16 protein-coding genes are annotated in these 16,747 nt (G+C 72.6%); 9 read left to right on the top strand and 7 right to left on the bottom strand.

Annotated features, from left to right (window positions below):
* The first annotated feature begins 26 nt into the window (after positions 1–26).
* The 3 genes from TOK_RS24520 (at position 27) to TOK_RS24510 (ending at position 4,862) form a co-directional block, all read left to right on the top strand.
* Positions 27–2,873 (top strand): vitamin B12-dependent ribonucleotide reductase, encoded by a 2,847-nt coding sequence (locus TOK_RS24520; protein ID WP_098960344.1) that lies wholly within the window; start codon positions 27–29, stop codon positions 2,871–2,873.
* Positions 2,874–3,367: 494 nt separating this feature from the next.
* Positions 3,368–3,871, top strand: coding sequence for an NUDIX domain-containing protein (locus TOK_RS24515; RefSeq protein ID WP_141566529.1), 504 nt, complete (start codon positions 3,368–3,370; stop codon positions 3,869–3,871).
* 16 nt (positions 3,872–3,887) lie between these two features.
* On the top strand, positions 3,888–4,862 hold the full coding sequence (locus tag TOK_RS24510) for a pirin family protein (protein ID WP_098960343.1): 975 nt from the start codon (positions 3,888–3,890) through the stop codon (positions 4,860–4,862).
* Positions 4,863–4,889: 27 nt separating this feature from the next.
* Here TOK_RS24510 and TOK_RS24505 read toward each other — a convergent pair whose 3' ends face one another.
* Positions 4,890–5,102, bottom strand: coding sequence for a helix-turn-helix domain-containing protein (locus TOK_RS24505; RefSeq protein WP_098960342.1), 213 nt, complete (start codon positions 5,100–5,102; stop codon positions 4,890–4,892).
* A 212-nt stretch (positions 5,103–5,314) separates the two neighbouring features.
* On the opposite strand from TOK_RS24505, the gene TOK_RS24500 reads away from it, so the two are divergent.
* The 4 genes from TOK_RS24500 to TOK_RS32890 all read left to right on the top strand — a co-directional run bounded on the left by TOK_RS24500 (position 5,315) and on the right by TOK_RS32890 (position 8,758).
* Complete coding sequence (locus TOK_RS24500) at positions 5,315–6,013, top strand: transglutaminase family protein (protein WP_253258616.1); 699 nt, start codon at positions 5,315–5,317, stop codon at positions 6,011–6,013.
* Positions 6,014–6,188: 175 nt separating this feature from the next.
* On the top strand, positions 6,189–7,301 hold the full coding sequence (locus TOK_RS24495; protein WP_098960341.1) for an MBL fold metallo-hydrolase: 1,113 nt from the start codon (positions 6,189–6,191) through the stop codon (positions 7,299–7,301).
* Between the two features lie 225 nt (positions 7,302–7,526).
* Positions 7,527–8,015, top strand: a complete 489-nt coding sequence (locus TOK_RS24490) for a DUF3145 domain-containing protein (RefSeq protein ID WP_098960340.1) — start codon at positions 7,527–7,529, stop codon at positions 8,013–8,015.
* 188 nt (positions 8,016–8,203) lie between these two features.
* Positions 8,204–8,758 carry a hypothetical protein gene (locus TOK_RS32890; protein WP_098960339.1) on the top strand — a complete coding sequence of 185 codons (555 nt, stop codon included), beginning with the start codon at positions 8,204–8,206 and terminating at the stop codon, positions 8,756–8,758.
* Between the two features lie 91 nt (positions 8,759–8,849).
* On the opposite strand, the gene TOK_RS24480 is transcribed toward TOK_RS32890, so the two are convergent.
* The 5 genes from TOK_RS24480 to TOK_RS24460 all read right to left on the bottom strand — a co-directional run bounded on the left by TOK_RS24480 (position 8,850) and on the right by TOK_RS24460 (position 13,869).
* Positions 8,850–10,094 carry a beta-ketoacyl synthase gene (locus tag TOK_RS24480; RefSeq protein WP_098960338.1) on the bottom strand — a complete coding sequence of 415 codons (1,245 nt, stop codon included), beginning with the start codon at positions 10,092–10,094 and terminating at the stop codon, positions 8,850–8,852.
* Positions 10,091–10,333: an acyl carrier protein gene (locus TOK_RS24475; RefSeq protein WP_098960337.1), complete on the bottom strand. Its 243-nt coding sequence runs from the start codon at positions 10,331–10,333 to the stop codon at positions 10,091–10,093. The genes TOK_RS24480 and TOK_RS24475 overlap by 4 nt, the downstream gene beginning before the upstream one ends.
* Positions 10,334–10,398: 65 nt before the next feature.
* Positions 10,399–11,388, bottom strand: a complete 990-nt coding sequence (locus TOK_RS24470; RefSeq protein WP_098960336.1) for a beta-ketoacyl-ACP synthase III — start codon at positions 11,386–11,388, stop codon at positions 10,399–10,401.
* The gene (locus TOK_RS24465; protein ID WP_098960335.1) at positions 11,385–12,317 is read right to left on the bottom strand and encodes an ACP S-malonyltransferase; all 933 of its coding nucleotides are present in this window, start codon (positions 12,315–12,317) and stop codon (positions 11,385–11,387) included. The genes TOK_RS24470 and TOK_RS24465 overlap by 4 nt, the downstream gene beginning before the upstream one ends.
* Positions 12,318–12,501: 184 nt before the next feature.
* Positions 12,502–13,869: a CdaR family transcriptional regulator gene (locus tag TOK_RS24460; protein ID WP_305775568.1), complete on the bottom strand. Its 1,368-nt coding sequence runs from the start codon at positions 13,867–13,869 to the stop codon at positions 12,502–12,504.
* A 210-nt stretch (positions 13,870–14,079) separates the two neighbouring features.
* Between TOK_RS24460 and TOK_RS24455 the strand changes: the two genes are divergently transcribed.
* Both TOK_RS24455 and TOK_RS24450 read left to right on the top strand, forming a co-directional pair.
* Positions 14,080–15,225: a HoxN/HupN/NixA family nickel/cobalt transporter gene (locus TOK_RS24455; RefSeq protein ID WP_172457761.1), complete on the top strand. Its 1,146-nt coding sequence runs from the start codon at positions 14,080–14,082 to the stop codon at positions 15,223–15,225.
* A 172-nt stretch (positions 15,226–15,397) separates the two neighbouring features.
* Positions 15,398–16,162 (top strand): pirin-like bicupin family protein, encoded by a 765-nt coding sequence (locus tag TOK_RS24450; protein WP_098960334.1) that lies wholly within the window; start codon positions 15,398–15,400, stop codon positions 16,160–16,162.
* Positions 16,163–16,279: 117 nt separating this feature from the next.
* Here TOK_RS24450 and TOK_RS24445 read toward each other — a convergent pair whose 3' ends face one another.
* Positions 16,280–16,486: a cold-shock protein gene (locus TOK_RS24445; protein ID WP_098960333.1), complete on the bottom strand. Its 207-nt coding sequence runs from the start codon at positions 16,484–16,486 to the stop codon at positions 16,280–16,282.
* Positions 16,487–16,747 lie beyond the last annotated feature (261 nt).

Below are 16,747 nucleotides of genomic sequence, written 5' to 3'. Positions count from 1 at the left end.
CGGTTGCTCAGGGGAAGAGGACGAGGATGACGGAGACGGTCGGGGCAACGGCCTCAGGGGACGCTGCGGGGAACACGGCGCGCGGCGCGAAGGCCGGGAGCCGGGCCGGGCGGAAGCGGACGGCCGGGCTGACCGTCGAGCGGCTGTTCACCACCGCGGGTGTGCACCCGTACGACGAGGTGGAGTGGGAGCGCCGCGACGTCGTCATGACGAACTGGCGTGACGGCACCGTCAACTTCGAGCAGCGCGGCGTGGAGTTCCCGTCGACCTGGTCGCTGAACGCGACGAACATCGTCACCAGCAAGTACTTCCGTGGCGCGGTCGGCTCGCCGACGCGCGAGTCGAGCCTGCGTCAGCTGATCGACCGCGTCGTCGGCGTCTACCACCGGGCAGGTCTCGAGAACGGTTACTTCGCCACCGACGACGACGCCGAGGTCTTCGCCCACGAGCTCACCTGGATGCTGATGCACCAGGTGTTCAGCTTCAACTCGCCGGTGTGGTTCAACGTCGGCACGTCGTCGCCGCAGCAGGTCAGCGCGTGCTTCATCCTCGCGGTCGACGACACGATGGAGTCGATCCTGAACTGGTACCGCGAGGAGGGCCTGATCTTCAAGGGCGGCTCCGGCGCGGGGCTGAACCTCTCCCGCATCCGGTCGTCGAAGGAGCTCCTGTCCTCCGGCGGCACCGCCTCCGGGCCGGTCTCGTTCATGCGCGGCGCCGACGCGAGCGCGGGCACGATCAAGTCGGGCGGCGCGACGCGGCGGGCGGCGAAGATGGTCGTCCTCGACGTCGACCACCCCGACATCGAGGAGTTCGTCGAGACCAAGGCCAAGGAAGAGGCCAAGGTCCGCGTGCTGCGTGACGCCGGCTTCGACATGGACCTGGGCGGCGCCGACATCACCTCGGTGCAGTACCAGAACGCCAACAACTCGGTCCGCGTCACCGACGAGTTCATGCGTGCCGTCGAGGAGGGCACGAGCTTCGGCCTGCGCGCCCGGATGACCGGCGAGGTCATCGAGTCCGTCGACGCCCGCAAGCTGTTCCGCGGCATCTCGGAGGCTGCGTGGAACTGCGCGGACCCCGGCATCCAGTACGACGGCACGATCAACGACTGGCACACCTGCCCGGAGTCGGGCCGCATCTCGGCGTCGAACCCGTGCTCGGAGTACATGCACCTGGACAACTCCAGCTGCAACCTGGCGTCGCTGAACCTGCTCAAGTTCCTCGGCGAGGACGGCCTGTTCGACGCCGACCGCTTCCGCAAGGCCGTCGAGTTCGTCATCACGGCGATGGACATCTCCATCTGCTTCGCCGACTTCCCGACCGAGCCGATCGGTGACACGACGCGCAAGTTCCGCCAGCTGGGCATCGGCTACGCCAACCTCGGCGCGCTGCTGATGGCCACCGGCCACGCCTACGACTCCGAGGGCGGTCGCGCGCTCGCCGCCGCGATCACCTCGCTGATGACCGGCGCGGCCTACAAGCGCTCCGCGGAGCTGGCCGGTGTCGTCGGCACGTACGAGGGCTACGCCCGCAACGCGGAGGGCCACCAGCGGGTGATGCGCAAGCACGCCGCGGCCAACGACGACGTGCGGACCCTCGCCGCGAGCAGCCACGTCCACAAGCTGGCGACGATCACGTGGAAGGAGTGCCTGGCGGTCGGCGAGCGCAACGGCTGGCGCAACGCGCAGGCCTCCGTGCTGGCCCCCACGGGCACGATCGGCCTGATGATGGACTGCGACACGACCGGCATCGAGCCGGACCTGGCGCTGGTCAAGTTCAAGAAGCTCGTCGGTGGCGGCTCGATGCAGATCGTCAACCAGACGGTCCCGCGGGCGCTGACGAAGCTGGGCTACCAGGCCGAGCAGGCCGAGGCGATCGTCGAGTTCGTCGCCGAGCACGGCCACGTCATCGACGCGCCGGGCCTGCGCACCGAGCACTACGACGTCTTCGACTGCGCGATGGGTGAGCGGGTCATCCCCGCCATGGGCCACGTGCGGATGATGGCCGCCGTCCAGCCGTTCCTGTCCGGGGCCATCTCGAAGACGGTGAACATGCCGGAGGCGGCCACCGTCGAGGACGTCGAGAAGATCTACCTCGAGGGCTGGAAGCTCGGCCTGAAGGCGCTCGCGATCTACCGCGACAACTGCAAGGTCGGCCAGCCGCTGTCGGCGGGCAAGGAGGCCCGCAAGGACGTCGAGGCCGCGGTCGAGGCTCCGGTCGAGTACCGCCCGGTCCGGCGCCGGCTGCCCAAGAAGCGTCCGAGCGAGACGGTGTCGTTCACGGTCGCGGGTGCCGAGGGCTACCTGACGGCCGGCTCCTACCCCGACGACGGCCTCGGCGAGATCTTCGTCAAGCTCGGCAAGCAGGGCTCCACGCTGGCCGGCGTGATGGACGCGTTCTCCATGTCGATCTCGGTGGGCCTGCAGTACGGCATCCCGCTGGAGTTCTACGTCTCGAAGTTCTCCAACCTGCGCTTCGAGCCGGCCGGTATGACCGACGACCCGGACATCCGGATCGCGACGAGCGTGCTCGACTACCTGTTCCGCCGCCTCGCGCTCGACCACCTGAGCCTCGAGAAGCGCTCCGAGCTGGGCATCTTCTCGGCCGAGGAGCGGTCGGCGCAGGTCGCGAACAGCTACGGGACGCCCACGGTCGACGTCGACCTGGAGTCGTTGCGCAGCGGCGTGTCGGTCGACGAGCCGGCTCCGGCGGCGGCCCCGTCCTCGGTCGGGAGCTCGACGGAGCTGCTCGAGCTGCGGCTGGGCAAGGCGGCCGACGCGCCGCTGTGCCTGACCTGCGGCACGAAGATGCGCCCCGCCGGGTCGTGCTACCTCTGCGAGGGCTGCGGCTCGACCAGCGGCTGCAGCTGACAGGCCCGGTACTGCGAGGGGCCGGACCGCGATGCGGTCCGGCCCCTCGGCCGTTCCCGGAGTCGCTCCGGTCGCTGTGGGTCGCGCACGGTCGGAGCGCGCACAGCATCGGAGAGGGAGCAGTGACGTCCGGACAGGAGCTCGGGTCACTGTTGATGTCGAGGTCGTTGGGCGACGCGGAGCTGGTCGCGGCCTGCGAGGCGGCACCGGACCACCGGATCCTCCCGGACATGAGCGTCCTCAAGCTCGGCGGCCTCCGCGGTCGCCGGCCAGAACGCCACGACGCTGGGCCGTCTGATGGGCCGCCACGGTTCCGTCCGGCCGCGACCGACCCGGGGCGGTCCGACTCCCGCCGGGCGGGGAGGTCCGTGGGGTGGAGCGTGCGTCGGCGGACCTGCGCGACACCGTCCGCCGGGTCCCCACCCGGGCCGACGGTAGGCGCGGAGGGTGACGGTGGGTGTCGCCGGGGTTGCGGCGCATTAGGGTCGGTGATCGTGACCGATCGGTTCCGCGTCGTCCCCGCCGCTTACGTCCTGCTGCTGCGCGACGGCCCGCGCGGCACCGAGGTGCTGCTGCAGCTGCGCGCCGGGACCGGGTTCATGGACGGGTTCTGGGCGGCCGCGGCCGCGGGCCACGTGGAGGACGGTGAGTCGGTGCACCGGGCCGCGGTGCGGGAGGCGGCGGAGGAGCTGGGGGTGGTCGTCGACCCGGCCGACCTCGAGCCGTTGACGACGCTGCACCGCACCCGGGCGACCGGGCTGCCTGTCGACGAGCGGGTCGACTTCTTCTTCACCTGCCGGCGCTGGGGGGGAGAGCCGCGCGTCCAGGAGGACGACAGGTCGGCGGGGGTGGCCTGGTACCCGCTGACGGCGTTGCCCGACCCGGTCGTGCCGCACGAACACCGGGTCCTCACCTGGCTGGCCGGGGACGCACCGATCCCGGCGTTGGCGGCGTTCGGGTTCGACGCCGACGGGGCGCGTCCTACGCTGGACCGATGATCGGGGTGAGCGGCACGTGAGCGACACGTCGACGCGGCCGGCGGTGGAGGTCTGCGGGCCGGCACCCCGGGGCGAGCCGGTGCGCGAGCTGCTGCCGGCGAAGACGGTCGCGCTGGGCGGGTCGACGAAGGTCCGCCGGCTGCTGCCGGCGTTGGGCAGGCGCATGGTGGGCGCGTGGTGCTTCGTCGACCACTACGGCCCCGACGACGTCGCCGCGGCGCCCGGGATGCAGGTGCCGCCGCACCCGCACATCGGGCTGCAGACGGTCAGCTGGCTGCTCGAGGGCACGGTGCACCACCGCGACAGCCTCGGCAGCGACAAGCTGATCGGGCCGGGGGAGCTGGCCCTGATGACGGCGGGCCGCGGCATCGCGCATGCCGAGCAGTCGCCCGACCCGCACGCGCCGCTGCTGCACGGCGCTCAGCTGTGGGTCGCGCTGCCCGGCGACGCCCGCGCGACGGCGCCGCGGTTCGAGTTCCACGCCGGGCTCCCGACGGTCACCGATCGCGGTATGCGCGCCACGGTGCTGCTGGGGGAGTTCGCGCAGGCCGTCTCCCCGGGCCGGGTGCACAGCCCCCTGGTGGGGGTGGACGTCGAGCTGGCGGCGGGCGCGGACGTCGTGATCCCGCTGGAGCCCGACTTCGAGTACGCGGTGCTGACGGTGTCCGGGGAACCCGACGTCGACGGCGTCCTCGACCCGGGAACGCTGTGCTACCTGGGATGCTCGCGGTCGCAGCTGCGGCTGCGGGCGGCGTCGGCAAGCCGGCTCCTGCTGCTGGGCGGGGTGCCGTTCGGCGAGGAGATCGTGATGTGGTGGAACTTCGTCGGCCGCAGCGGTGACGAGGTGCGCGCGGCGCGGGCGCAGTGGCAGGCCGAGATCACCGGCACCGGCCCGGTCCGCTACGGCGAGGTCACCGGCTACAGCGGGGTGCCGCTCACGGCCCCGGCGATGCCGCCGGTGCCGCTGCGTCCGCGCGGCCGGACCCGCTGAGTGAACCGGCGCACGGCGCTGCGGACGTCAGCCCGCCTCGTAGCGGGCCGACTCGATGAGGTCGTCGACGGCGCCGCGCTGCACGCGGAACGAGCGTCCGAACCGGACGGCGGGGAGCTGCCCGCTGTGCACCAGCCGGTAGACCGTCATCTTCGAGACCCTCATCCGTTCGGCCACCTCGGCGACGGTGAGGAACGGCGCCTGCACCACCTCCGGGTGCTCCGGCTTGCCTGCCACCATCGACGGACCCCCGCTCCTTCCGCGCCGTCACGAGCCGTGCATGTCTGGTCGCGACGGTCACCTGACCGATTTGCTGCATGCGGACACTAATCGACGATGCGTCACCTCCGAGGTGGGAAACTCACCCCGACCGGGTGGTATGAGTGGGCAATGGACTGCGCGGTCCGGTGACGCCGTGCGACCCTGTCTCGACGGAGAGTGAGGAGCTGCACGTGGTGGACGCGGACCCGGCGACATCGACCTCGGACCGTCCGGAGGACCATCTGGCGGCGGGCGGGTTCGTCGACTCCGACGCCCCCGCGGTGCGGGAGTTCGCCGAGCGGGCCGTCGGCGGCGAGGACGACGCGGTGCGCCGGGCGGGCCTGCTGTTCGGCGCGGTGCGCGACCGCATCTGGTACGACCCCTTCCGGATCAGCACCGACCCGCACGACTACCGGGCGAGCTCCGTCGCGGTGGCGCCGCGCAACTGGTGCGTCCCCAAGGCGGTGCTGCTCACAGCATCGGCACGGGCCGTCGGAATCCCGGCCCGGCTGGGGTTCGCCGACGTCCGCAACCACCTCAACACCCCGCGGCTGCGGGCGCTGATGAACGGCCACGACGTGTTCGTGCACCACGGCTACAGCGAGCTGTACCTCGACGGCCGCTGGCTGAAGGCGTCGCCGGCGTTCAACGCCGAGCTGTGCGCCCGGTTCGGGGTCGAGCCGCTGGACTTCGACGGCCACGGGCACGCGCTCATGCACCAGTACACCGACGACGGCGCCCGCTACATGGAGTACGTCGTCGACCACGGCCCGTCCGACGACCTGCCGCTCGATGCGATCCTCACCCGGTTCCGGGCGGTCTACGGCGAGGCGCTGCTCGGTGGCGACCCGCACGCAGGCTCCGACGAGTTCTCGGCGCCCACCTCCTGAGGGGGCGCCTGACGGATCGCTCACCGGGGTCCCGGCGCCCGGACGCCTCCTGGCGGTGTTGTCGCCGGGCCCGGGCGCACCCGGTACGCGGACCCGGCTCCGCCCTGCCGCGAGTCACCCGGATCACCGAGCCCGTCGCCGCCGATCCGCCAGGCGCCCCCTTAGGGTGCGAGAGGTGAGCCCGACGATCCTCGACGACGAGCCCGACGGTGACTGGACCGCTCCCGGTACCTACCGCTGCGCGCCCGGCGTCTACCGCATCCCGCTGCCCCTGCCCAACGACGGGCTGCGCGCGGTCAACGTCTACGCGATCGAGGACGTGGGCGGCTGGACGCTCGTCGACTCGGGATGGGCGCTCACGGTCGCCGAGGAGCTCCTCGCCGAAAGCCTGTCGGCGCTGGGCACCGGGCTCGACGGCGTACGCCGCTTCCTGGTCACCCACTCCCACCGCGACCACTACACGATGGGCGTGGAGCTGCGGCGGCGCTTCGGGTCGCGGGTGCTGCTGGGGGCGGGGGAGAAGCCGGGTCTCGACGAGATCAACCGCCCCGACCGCGGGCAGGGCGGCTCGTCGCACATGGAGCGGCTGCGTCAGGCCGGCGCGGCCGACCTTGCCGACCTGATCATGGCGAACCCGCCGCCGCGGATGGACCTGACGATGTGGGAGCCCCCCGACGAGTGGCTCGAGGACGGCGCGGTGCTGACCGTCGGCCCCGAGGAGCACGACCCGGCAGGTTCCGGCCCGATCGGGCGCACCCTCACCGCGATCGCGACGCCGGGCCACACCCGGGGCCACCTCGTCTTCGCCGACTCCGACCACGACCTGATGTTCACCGGCGACCACGTGCTGCCGACGATCACGCCGTCGATCGGGTTCGAGCCGATCGCGCCGCCGAGCCCGCTGTCGGACTTCCTGACCTCGCTGCAGCTGCTGCGCGACCGGCCCGACGCCGCGATGCTGCCCGCCCACGGCAAGATCGGTCGCCGCGTCCACGAACGGGTCGACGAGCTGCTCGCCCATCACGCCCAGCGTCTCGACGACACCTTCGCGGGGCTCGTGGAGGGCCGCACGACCGCGAAGGAGGTCGCGTCGACGCTGGCGTGGACCCGCCGCGGCCGGACGCTGGCCGAGCTCGACCCGTTCAACCGGATGCTCGCGATCCTGGAGACGGCGGTGCACCTGGAGGTGCTCGTCGAGCGGGGCCTCGTGGCGTCGGACTCGGACCCCGCCCCCGCGGGCCCCGGGGACGACGGCAGCGTCGCGGTGGTCCATTACCGCGTCGCGTGACCGCACGGGCACAGCGACACGGGTGATCGACACGCCCGGCGCGCCGGGGATCCTTTGCCCCGGGCGGGCTGATCGGGCAGAGTGATCACCGACAGCCGACCACCGCCGGGTCCGCCCGGCCGAACCGGTCCACCAGGGCCAGATGCTTCACACGCGATCTGTACGCCGACGTGGTGCGCGAGGACGTAGGGGAAGACGATCCTCGTCGAACAGCGGAGGTCTGCAGTGAGCACACGCGGCGTGGTTTTCGTCCACTCGTCGCCGACTGCGGTCTGCCCGCATGTCGAGTGGGCGATGTCCGGGGTTCTGGGGAACAAGGTCTCTCTCCAGTGGACCCCACAGCCGGCTGCGCCCGGAACACTCCGGGCGGAGGTCACATGGTCCGGCGTCGCCGGCAACGGGGGAGCCCTCGCGGGCGCCCTGCGTGCCTGGCCGATGCTCCGGTTCGAGGTCACGGAGGAGCCCAGCCCGGGCGTCGACGGTGAGCGGTTCTGCTATGTCCCGGGTCTGGGGATGTGGCGCGGCCGCACCAGCGCCAACGGCGACATCGTCATCGGTGAGGATCAGCTGCGCGCCGTGATGGCGGGCGCGTCGGCGGGGAAGATCCATGCAGGCATCGACGGGCTGCTCGGGTCGGCCTGGGACGACGCCCTGGAGCCGTTCCGGCTGGCAGGCGACGGCGCCCCGGTCACCTGGCTGCACCAGGTCGGCTGAGCGCCGGCCGCGGGAGAGCTGGGCCGCCCCGAGCGGTGTCCCGGGTCACGAACGGCTGGACACCACGAACGGCTGGCACCACGAACGGGCACGGTGGACCGGCGACACGCCCGGCGCTGTCGTGATCGTGTCGGGGTTGTCGGGGAGACTGTCCCGGTGGGGGATGTACGACCGGTGAGGACAGCCGGGTGAGGTCGGGGACCCGCTACACCCCGGCGCTCGCGATCGCGCTGGTGGCGTTGCTCGTGGCGGCCGGCGTCTCGGCGTGGGTGCTGGGCGGGCGCATGTTCGAGGGCGTCGCGCCCTCGGGCGCGCCGGAGGAACCACCGATGTCCGGAGCCGGGTCGTCGGAGGTCGAGCTGTCCGCCGACGCCGAGGACCATCCGCTCGCCGGCGCGGTCCGCAGCCAGCTGCAGCGCTACTTCGACGCGATCAACTCCCGCGACCACGAGCTGTGGTCGGCGTCGGTCGTGCCGGAGCGGGTCGCCCAGCAGCCGCGCGAACAGTGGATCGCCTCGATCGACACGGCGGCCGACGGCACGATCCGGGTCGACCGTATCGACGACGTCGGCGGCGGCCGGGTGCTGGTCATGGTGCGGTTCGTGTCGACGCAGTCGTTGGACGACGCCCCGCCCGACCTGCGGGTGCCGAGGATCTGCTGGCGCGGGACGTTCCCGATGGTGGGCGACCCGCCCCGGCTGGAGACCGGCTCGGCAGGCAGCCTGCTGTCCGAACCCTGCTGACCCACGACGTCTGACCAGCGACGACCCGGGTCACGGAACCGACGACGGGCCCGGCACGCATCAACGCACCGGGCCCGTCGACGAACGAGGCTCACACCTTGGTGAAGACCACCGAGGCGTTGTGCCCGCCGAAGCCGAACGAGTTGTTCATCGCGGCGTCGATGTCCATCTTGCGCGGCTCGCCGCGGACGACGTCGAGCGTGACGCCCGGGTCGAGCTCCTCGAGGTTGAGCGTCGCCGGGACGATGCCCTCGCGGATCGACAGCATCGTCACGAGGCTCTCGACCGCACCGGCCGCACCGACGAGGTGTCCCAGCGCCGACTTCGGCGCCGTCAGCACCGGCTGGTCGCCGAGTGCCTTGCGCACGGCTGCCGCCTCACCGACGTCGCCCGCGACGGTGGAGGTCGCGTGGCAGTTGACGTGGGTGATGTCGGACGGCTCCAGGCCTGCCCGTTCGACGGCCTTGAGCATGGCCCGTGACTGTCCCGCTCCCGAGGGGTCGGGCCCGGTGATGTGGTACCCGTCGGAGGTCAGGCCGTAGCCGGAGAGCCGGCCGTGGATCGTCGCCCCCCGCGCCCTGGCGAAGTCGGCCCGCTCCAGGACCAGGATGCCGGCGCCCTCACCGAGGACGAACCCGTCACGCTGGGTGTCGAACGGTCGGGAGGCGCGCTCGGGGTCGTCGTTGCGCTGGCTGAGCGTGCGCGACTGGACGAACCCGGCGACGGTGATGCCGGTGATGCAGGCCTCCGCGCCGCCGGCGACCACCACGTCGGCGTCGCCGTCCTGCAGCAGCCGGTAGGCCCACGCCAGCGCCTCGGCGCCGGACGCGCACGCCGAGACCGGGGCGTGGGTGCCCGCGCGGGCACCCAGCTCCAGGCTCACGACGGCGGCGGGCCCGTTGGGCATCAGCATCGGCACGGTCAGCGGCGACACCTTGCGGACCCCGCCCGACACGAGCAGGTCGTGCTGGTCGAGCAGGGTCACCGCCCCGCCGATGCCGGTGCCGACGCAGACCGCGAGCCGCTCCGGCTCGACCTGCGGCTCGTCGCCGCCCAGACCTGCGTGTGCCCACGCCTCCCGGGCTGCGACGATCGCGACCTGCTCACAGCGGTCCATGCGCCGGGCCTGGACCCGGGCGATGACCTCGGTCGGCTCGACCGCCAGCTGCGCGGAGATCTTGACCGGCAGGTCGAACCGCTCGGTGAACGCGCCGGAGCTCAGCGCGACGCCGGACTTGCCGGCGAGCAGCGCCTCCCAGGTCGACGCAGCGTCCCCGCCCAGCGGGGTGGTCGCGCCGTACCCGGTGACGACGACCTCGACGGGGCTTCCCGTCACTGGTTCTTCGCGATGTAGTCCACCGCGTCGCCCACCGTCTTGAGCTCGGCGAGCTGCTCATCGGGAATCTTCACACCGAACTTGTCCTCGGCCTGGACGGCGATCTCGACCATCGACAGCGAGTCGATGTCGAGGTCGTCGACGAACGACTTCTCGGCCGCGACGTCACCGGCGTCGATACCGGCGACCTCCTCGACGATCTCGGCGAGGCCGGCGAGGATCTCGGCGTTGTCAGCCACTGGATGCTCCTTCTGGTGGGAAACCGTGGGGTTGTGGTGCGCGTGGTGGGGCTCGGAACGGAATCCTAGGGACAGACGACGACCTGTCCGGCATAGGACAGGCCCGCGCCGAACCCGACGAGCAGGGCGACGTCGCCGGAGCGGATGCGGCCCTCGGTGCGCATGTGGTCGAGCGCGAGGGGGATCGACGCCGACGACGTGTTGCCCGAGTGGATGATGTCGTCGGCGACCACCATGTCCTCACGGGCCCCCTTGGCCCGCAGCTTCTTGGCGAGCGCCTCGACGATCCGCAGGTTGGCCTGGTGCGGGACGAGGACATCGATGTCGGCCGGGGTGAGTCCGGCGAGCTCGATGGCGCGCAGGGCGACGGGAGCGATCTTCGTGGTCGCCCAGCGGAACACGGCCTGGCCCTCCTGGGCGAGGGCGTTGTTGTGCGGACGGACCTCGATCGCGTTGTGCATGTCGCCCGCCGAGCCCCAGGCGACGGGCCCGACGCCCACCGAGTCGGCATCGGGTGCCGCGCCCAGCACCGCCGCACCCGCGCCGTCAGCGAAGATGATGCAGGTCGAGCGGTCGTCCCAGTCGAGCCAGTCCGTGAGCTTCTCGGCCCCGATGACGAGCACGTTGCGGGCCGAGCCGGCGCGGATCAGGTCGGCGCCGGTGCCCATCGCGTAGCTGAAGCCGGCGCACGCGGCGTTGAGGTCGAACGCGCCGGGCGCGACGATGCCGATCCGGTCGGCGGTCTGGGCGGCCGCGTTGGGGATCGGGAACGGCATCGTGCAGGTGGCGACGATGACGGTGTCGACGTCGGTGGGTGCGAGACCGGAGTCCTTGACGGCCCGGCGGCCCGCCTCGGCAGCCATGGCGACGAGCAGCTCGTCCTCGGCCGCTACCCGGCGCTCGACGATGCCGACGCGCTCCCGGATCCACTGGTCGTTCGTCGCGACGCGCTGGGCCAGCTCGTCGTTGGTGACGACCCGCTCGGGCTGGTAGCTGCCCATGCCGAGGATGCGCGCGCCGGGGACGACCGGCGCGAGGCTCAGACGCGCGCTCATGCCTGCGCCCCCGCGTGCTCGGCGACGAGCGCGGCGGCCGCGTCGAGGTCGTCAGGAGTCTTGAGGGCCAGCGTCGCGGTGCCCTTCAGCTCGCGCTTGACCAGACCGACCAGTGCTCCCGCGGGAGGCAGCTCGATCACCGCGGTCACCCCCTTCTCGCGCAACGTGGACATGCAGACGTCCCAGCGGACGGGCCGGGTGACCTGGGAGACGAGCCTGCGCAGGGCCTCGGCGCCGTCGGTCACGACGGTGCCGTCGGCGTTGGACAGCAGCGGCCGGACCGGGTCGGCCGGGTCGATCGAGGAGGCGTGCTCACGCACCGCGTCCTCGGCGGGGGCCATGAACCGGGTGTGGAAGGCGCCGGCGACGGGCAGCGCCTTGACGCGGGCGCGTTCCGGCGGGTTCGCGGCCAGCTCCGCGAGCGCGGTGAGCAGACCGGCCGCGACGATCTGACCGGCGCCGTTGCGGTTCGCCGGGTCGAGGCCGAGTGCGGACAGGCGTGCGAGCACGTCGTCGGGGTTCCCGCCCAGCGTCGCGCTCATGCCAGTCGGTTCGAGCGCGCAGGCGGCGGCCATCTCGCGGCCGCGGACCGCGGCGAGGGAGACGGCGGAGTCGGTGCTCAGGACGCCGGCGATCGCGGCGGCGGCGAGCTCACCGACGGAGTGACCTGCCACGGGGCTCGGCTCCGGCAGCGTCACGTGGGCACCGAGGCGCGCGGCGGCCAGCAGTGCCGTCGCGACGACCAGGGGCTGTGTGACAGCGGTGTCCTTGATCTCGTCGGCCTCCGCGGTCGTGCCGAGGCGGCGCAGGTCGAGGCCGATGGCGTCGGACCAGGCGGCGATGGTCTCCTCGGCACCTGGGTCGTCGAGCCACGGGGTCAGCATGCCGGGGGTCTGAGAGCCCTGACCCGGCGCGAGCAGCGCGATCACGACGGACAGCGAACACCGGTGAGGTGCCCGCGCGGGATAGCGGCACGCACGAACTCCGCGGGCGCTGTTTGGAGGTTCTCCACAACGACGCAGACTATGTGACCGGTGACTCGCCGCGTCGGGCGACCGCTGTTTGTAGGAGTCACCACCCCGTGGGTGACGTTCGGGTCCGATCCGCCGCAGCTCAGGACGGGTCGGGCCGGCGCGTTGCGGGGTCGAGGGCGTTCTCGGCCCCGGCGAGCCTGCCGGCGAGCAGCGCCGCGCGCAGGACGAGCGCGTCGCGCGGGTCGGCGGGGGAGTGGCCCGTGAGGTCGCTCACCCGGCGCAGCCGGTAGCGGACGGTGTTGGGGTGCACGAAGAGCGCGCGTGCGCAGGCCTCGAGCGAGCTGCCGCCGTCGAGGTAGGCAGCCAGCGTGCGCCACAGCTCGCCGCCCGCGGTGGCCAGCGGGGTCACGACGGTCTCGACGAGCCGGCGGTGGGCCTCCGCGTCGCCGGCGAAGGCGCGTTCGGGGAGCAGGTCGTCGGCGGGGACGGGGCGTGGTGCCTCGGGCCACGCGGGGGCGGCACGCAGCCCCGACAGCGCGTCGCGGGCGCTGGCGTGCGCCGAGGGCAGGTCGACGGCGAGCGGCCCGATGACGACGGGGCCCGGCCCGAAGTCGAGCGAGACGGCGGTCAGGACCTCGGCCACGTCGGCGTCGTCGGGGTCGGCGTCGGGAGGCGTGGGACCCGAGAGGAGCACGATGAGCCGGCTGCCCTGGGCTCCGACCAGCACCGACCGCCCGGCCCGGCCGGCGCGCCTGCGCAGCTCGCCGAGCCGCTCGGGGGCGTGGTCCGACGGCGGACTGCCGACGACGACCCGCACCGGCCCCGCCGGGTCCCAGCCCAGCGCCGACGCCCGTGAGACGAGCTCGTCGCCGGTGTCGCCGCGCACCACGCCGTCGACGACGAGTGCCTCCAGCCGGGCGTCCCAGGCGCCGCGGTCCTCGGCCGCGCCGGCGTAGGCGGTCGCGGCGGCGAACGCGACCTCGCGCCCGAACCGCAGCACGGCCTCCGACAGCACCCGGAACTCGGCGTCGTCGGCGGCGAGCGGGGGCAGCCGTTCCTCGAGGACGTCGGTGGCGACGCGGACGAGCTCGACGGTCTGGCGCAGCGTGAGGCGACGCGCCAGGTCGCGCGGGGCGATGCGGAACGCCTCGGCGGTCAGCCTGACCGACCCGGCCCCCGCATGGGCGGCGGTCTCGACGACGGCGCCCGGGTCGGCGGGTCGGTCGGCAGGTTCGGGCTGCTCGCCCGCTCGGGCGCGCCCGCCGCCGGTGGCGACGAGCCAGCCCACGAAGTTCGCGACGCCGGTCTGGGTGACCAGCTGGACACCGGCGCGCAGCGCGGCGGGGAGCTTGCGGAACCACGGCTGGCGGCGGTCCATCGCGGCGAGGCAGGCCCCGGCGATGCCGCCCGAGGCGAGTTCGAGCCGCCGCAGCGTGGCGGGGGAGACGGGCGCACCGGGGGAGACGGCCTGCGGTGTCGCGGAGGTCGGCACGGACGCGGGCGGCACCGTCGAAGCATCCCACGTCGGAGTCGGGGTCATCGGTCGCCGGGACCGGGGTGTGTGACCTGTATCACTGGTTCGGTTCGTTCCCCGATGTCCGTGCGAGTCCGGTTCACCCCACGTATGGCCACCTGCTCAACCTTGCCGACGGGCCGATGTCCCTGTTCTCTTGGGCCCGCCCGGGTGCCGAACCTCGGGCGGATCGAGAGGACGTCGATGCTCCCCACCTCCGCGCCCACCACCACCGGGCTACCCGCTGCCGGCCGGGCACGCGTCCGGCTGCAGCCCGCGGAGAGACGCGCCGTCGTCGCCATGGCGGTCGCACTGGTCGCGCTCACCGTCGTCGGATGGGGCGTGCTGGCGATCTTCGTCGCCCCGCAGCACTACGACCTCGGCACCACAGGCGTCTACGGCATCGGGCTGGGTCTCACCGCCTACCTGCTGGGGATGCGGCACGCCTTCGACGCCGACCACATCGCCGCCATCGACAACACCACCCGCAAGCTGCTCGCCGAACGCGGACCCGGGGAGTCTCGGCCGCTGTCGGTCGGGTTCTGGTTCGCCCTCGGGCACGCGTCCGTCGTGCTGGTGCTGGTCGCGCTGATCTCGCTGGGCGTGCGCGCGATCGCCGGCGAGATCTCCGACGAGGGCTCGTCGTTCAAGCAGATCGGCGGGCTCGTCAGCACCGGGGTGTCGGGCCTCTTCCTCGTGCTGATCGGGCTGATCAACCTGGTCGTGCTCGTCCAGATCCTGAAGGTGTTCCGCGCGATGCGCCGCGGTCGGTTCGACGAAGCGCAGCTGGAGGAGCAGCTCGACAAGCGCGGCCTGATGAACCGCATCCTCGGGCGGGCGACGCGGGCGGTCCGCAAGCCGCGGCACATGTACCCGGTGGGACTGCTGTTCGGGCTGGGCTTCGACACGGCCAGCGAGGTGACGTTGCTGGTGATCGCCGGTGGCGCGGCGGCGGGTGCGCTGCCCTGGTACGCGGTGCTGGTCCTGCCGATCCTGTTCGCCGCGGGGATGAGCCTGTTCGACACCCTCGACGGCGCCTTCATGTGCTTCGCCTACGACTGGGCGTTCCTGCGGCCCGTCCGCAAGGTGTTCTACAACGTCACGATCACCGCGCTGTCGGTCGCGGTCGCGCTGGTCATCGGCCTCGTCGAGCTGATGTCGCTGCTGGCCGACAAGTTGGGGATCGAGTCGGGCCCGCTCGCCTGGGTCGCCGGCCTCGACCTCGACAACGTCGGCTTCGTCGTCGTGGGCCTGTTCGTGGTGACGTGGGTGGTCGCGCTGGCCGTCTGGAAGCTGGGACGGGTCGAGGAGCGGTGGTCGGCAGGGCTGGCCCGGGTCGAGGAAGGCTGAGCGGGCTGGAACGATGAGGGAGGCGGGAAGAACCGGAGCCCCGAAGTCGTTGACGACGCAAGTACCCCCGCGCAGGGGCGGCGAACCCGCTGCCGCGGAAGCGGTGCAACACCCGCGCAACGCCGGGGTGCGACGGTCGCTCGACGCGGCCGTGCGACGAGGGGAGAGACCGATGACCCGATCCGCCACGCACGGCGTGCTCGTCCGGCGCGCCGACGACCGTCTGCACACCGAGATCGACTGGCTCGACTCGCGCCACAGCTTCTCGTTCGGGTCGCACTACGACCCCGAGGACACCCACTTCGGCCTGCTGCTCGTGAGCAACGACGACCGGGTCCGGGCCGGCGCCGGCTTCGACACCCACCCGCACCGCGACACCGAGATCATCACCTGGGTGCTCGACGGCTCGCTCGTCCACCAGGACTCCACCGGCCACGCCGGGGTCATTCATCCCGGTCTGGCGCAACGGATGTCGGCGGGCAGCGGCATCCTCCACTCGGAGAAGAACGACGCGTTCCGCGCCGACCCCGCCACTCCCGCGACCGACGTCCACTTCGTACAGATGTGGGTCGTCCCCGACGCGGCGGGCGTCACGCCCGGCTACGAGCAGCTCGACATCGGGCCGGAGCTCGACGGGGGCGGGCTCGTGGTCGTCGCCTCCGGCATGCCAAGGCACGCAGGGGATCGCGCCATCTCCATCCACCAGAGCGACGCCGCGCTGCACGCAGCCAGGCTACAGCCGCACGGCGGGACCCAGCTGCCCGTTGCCCCGTTCGTCCACCTGTTCGTCGCGCGCGGCGACGTCGAGCTGGAGGGCGCCGGCCGGATCGCCGAGGGCGACGCCGCCCGGATCACGGCGTCCGAGGGCCGGCGGCTGACCGCCGGTGCCGAGGGCGCCGAGGTACTGGTGTGGGAGATGCACTCGTCCCTGGGCTGAGCCCCGCGACCGGTCCCGGCTACCGCTGCGGACCCGGACACAGAGAATCCGGGTCCACAGCGGACGTGAGGCCGGGTCGGGCAGAGGGGCGGGCTCGGGGCCGGGCGACCGCCGCGATCAGGCGATCGGGGTGACCCCGGTGGCCTGCGGGCCCTTCTGGCCCTGCTCGATGTCGAACGAGACGCGCTGCCCCTCGTCGAGACTCTTGTAGCCGTTGACCTGGATCGCCGAGTAGTGCACGAACACGTCCGCGCCACCACCGTCAGGAGCGAGGAAGCCGTAGCCCTTCTCGCTGTTGAACCACTTGACGGTGCCCTCTGCCATTCTTGCTCTCCTCGTACCTGTGCCGGGGCACTCGCCCCCGGCATCGCGCCGCCCGGGCGCTGGGTTCTGCACCCGGGTCGGGACCCCGTTTCGCGATCACGCGAGGTCGGCGTCGGGCGGAGCGTACCGTGACTCAGGCCTCATGCCGAGAGCCAATGACCTGTGGATTCGCGGCGGCAGGGCCCTCTCGGAGCACCGTTCGGCCCCGACCCGGGGGCCCCGCGAAGGGTCGGATCGAGGCCGTCGCGGACCGTGTCCGAC

It is taken from the genome of Pseudonocardia sp. N23 (assembly GCF_002583555.1).
Taxonomy (GTDB): Bacteria; Actinomycetota; Actinomycetes; order Mycobacteriales; family Pseudonocardiaceae; genus Pseudonocardia.
This window is presented reverse-complemented; position numbering and strand designations above follow the sequence as displayed.

Excerpts from the sequence above, each read along its gene's own strand:
- TOK_RS24520 (WP_098960344.1), top strand. The coding sequence starts at position 27 with ATGACGGAGACGGTCGGGGCAACGGCCTCAGGGGACGCTGCGGGGAAC.
- TOK_RS24505 (WP_098960342.1), bottom strand. The coding sequence starts at position 5,102 with ATGGTGGCAGGCAAGCCGGAGCACCCGGAGGTGGTGCAGGCGCCGTTC.
- TOK_RS24470 (WP_098960336.1), bottom strand. The coding sequence starts at position 11,388 with ATGAGCGCGCGTCTGAGCCTCGCGCCGGTCGTCCCCGGCGCGCGCATC.
- TOK_RS24455 (WP_172457761.1), top strand. The coding sequence starts at position 14,080 with ATGCTCCCCACCTCCGCGCCCACCACCACCGGGCTACCCGCTGCCGGC.
- TOK_RS24450 (WP_098960334.1), top strand. The coding sequence starts at position 15,398 with ATGACCCGATCCGCCACGCACGGCGTGCTCGTCCGGCGCGCCGACGAC.
- TOK_RS24445 (WP_098960333.1), bottom strand. The coding sequence starts at position 16,486 with ATGGCAGAGGGCACCGTCAAGTGGTTCAACAGCGAGAAGGGCTACGGC.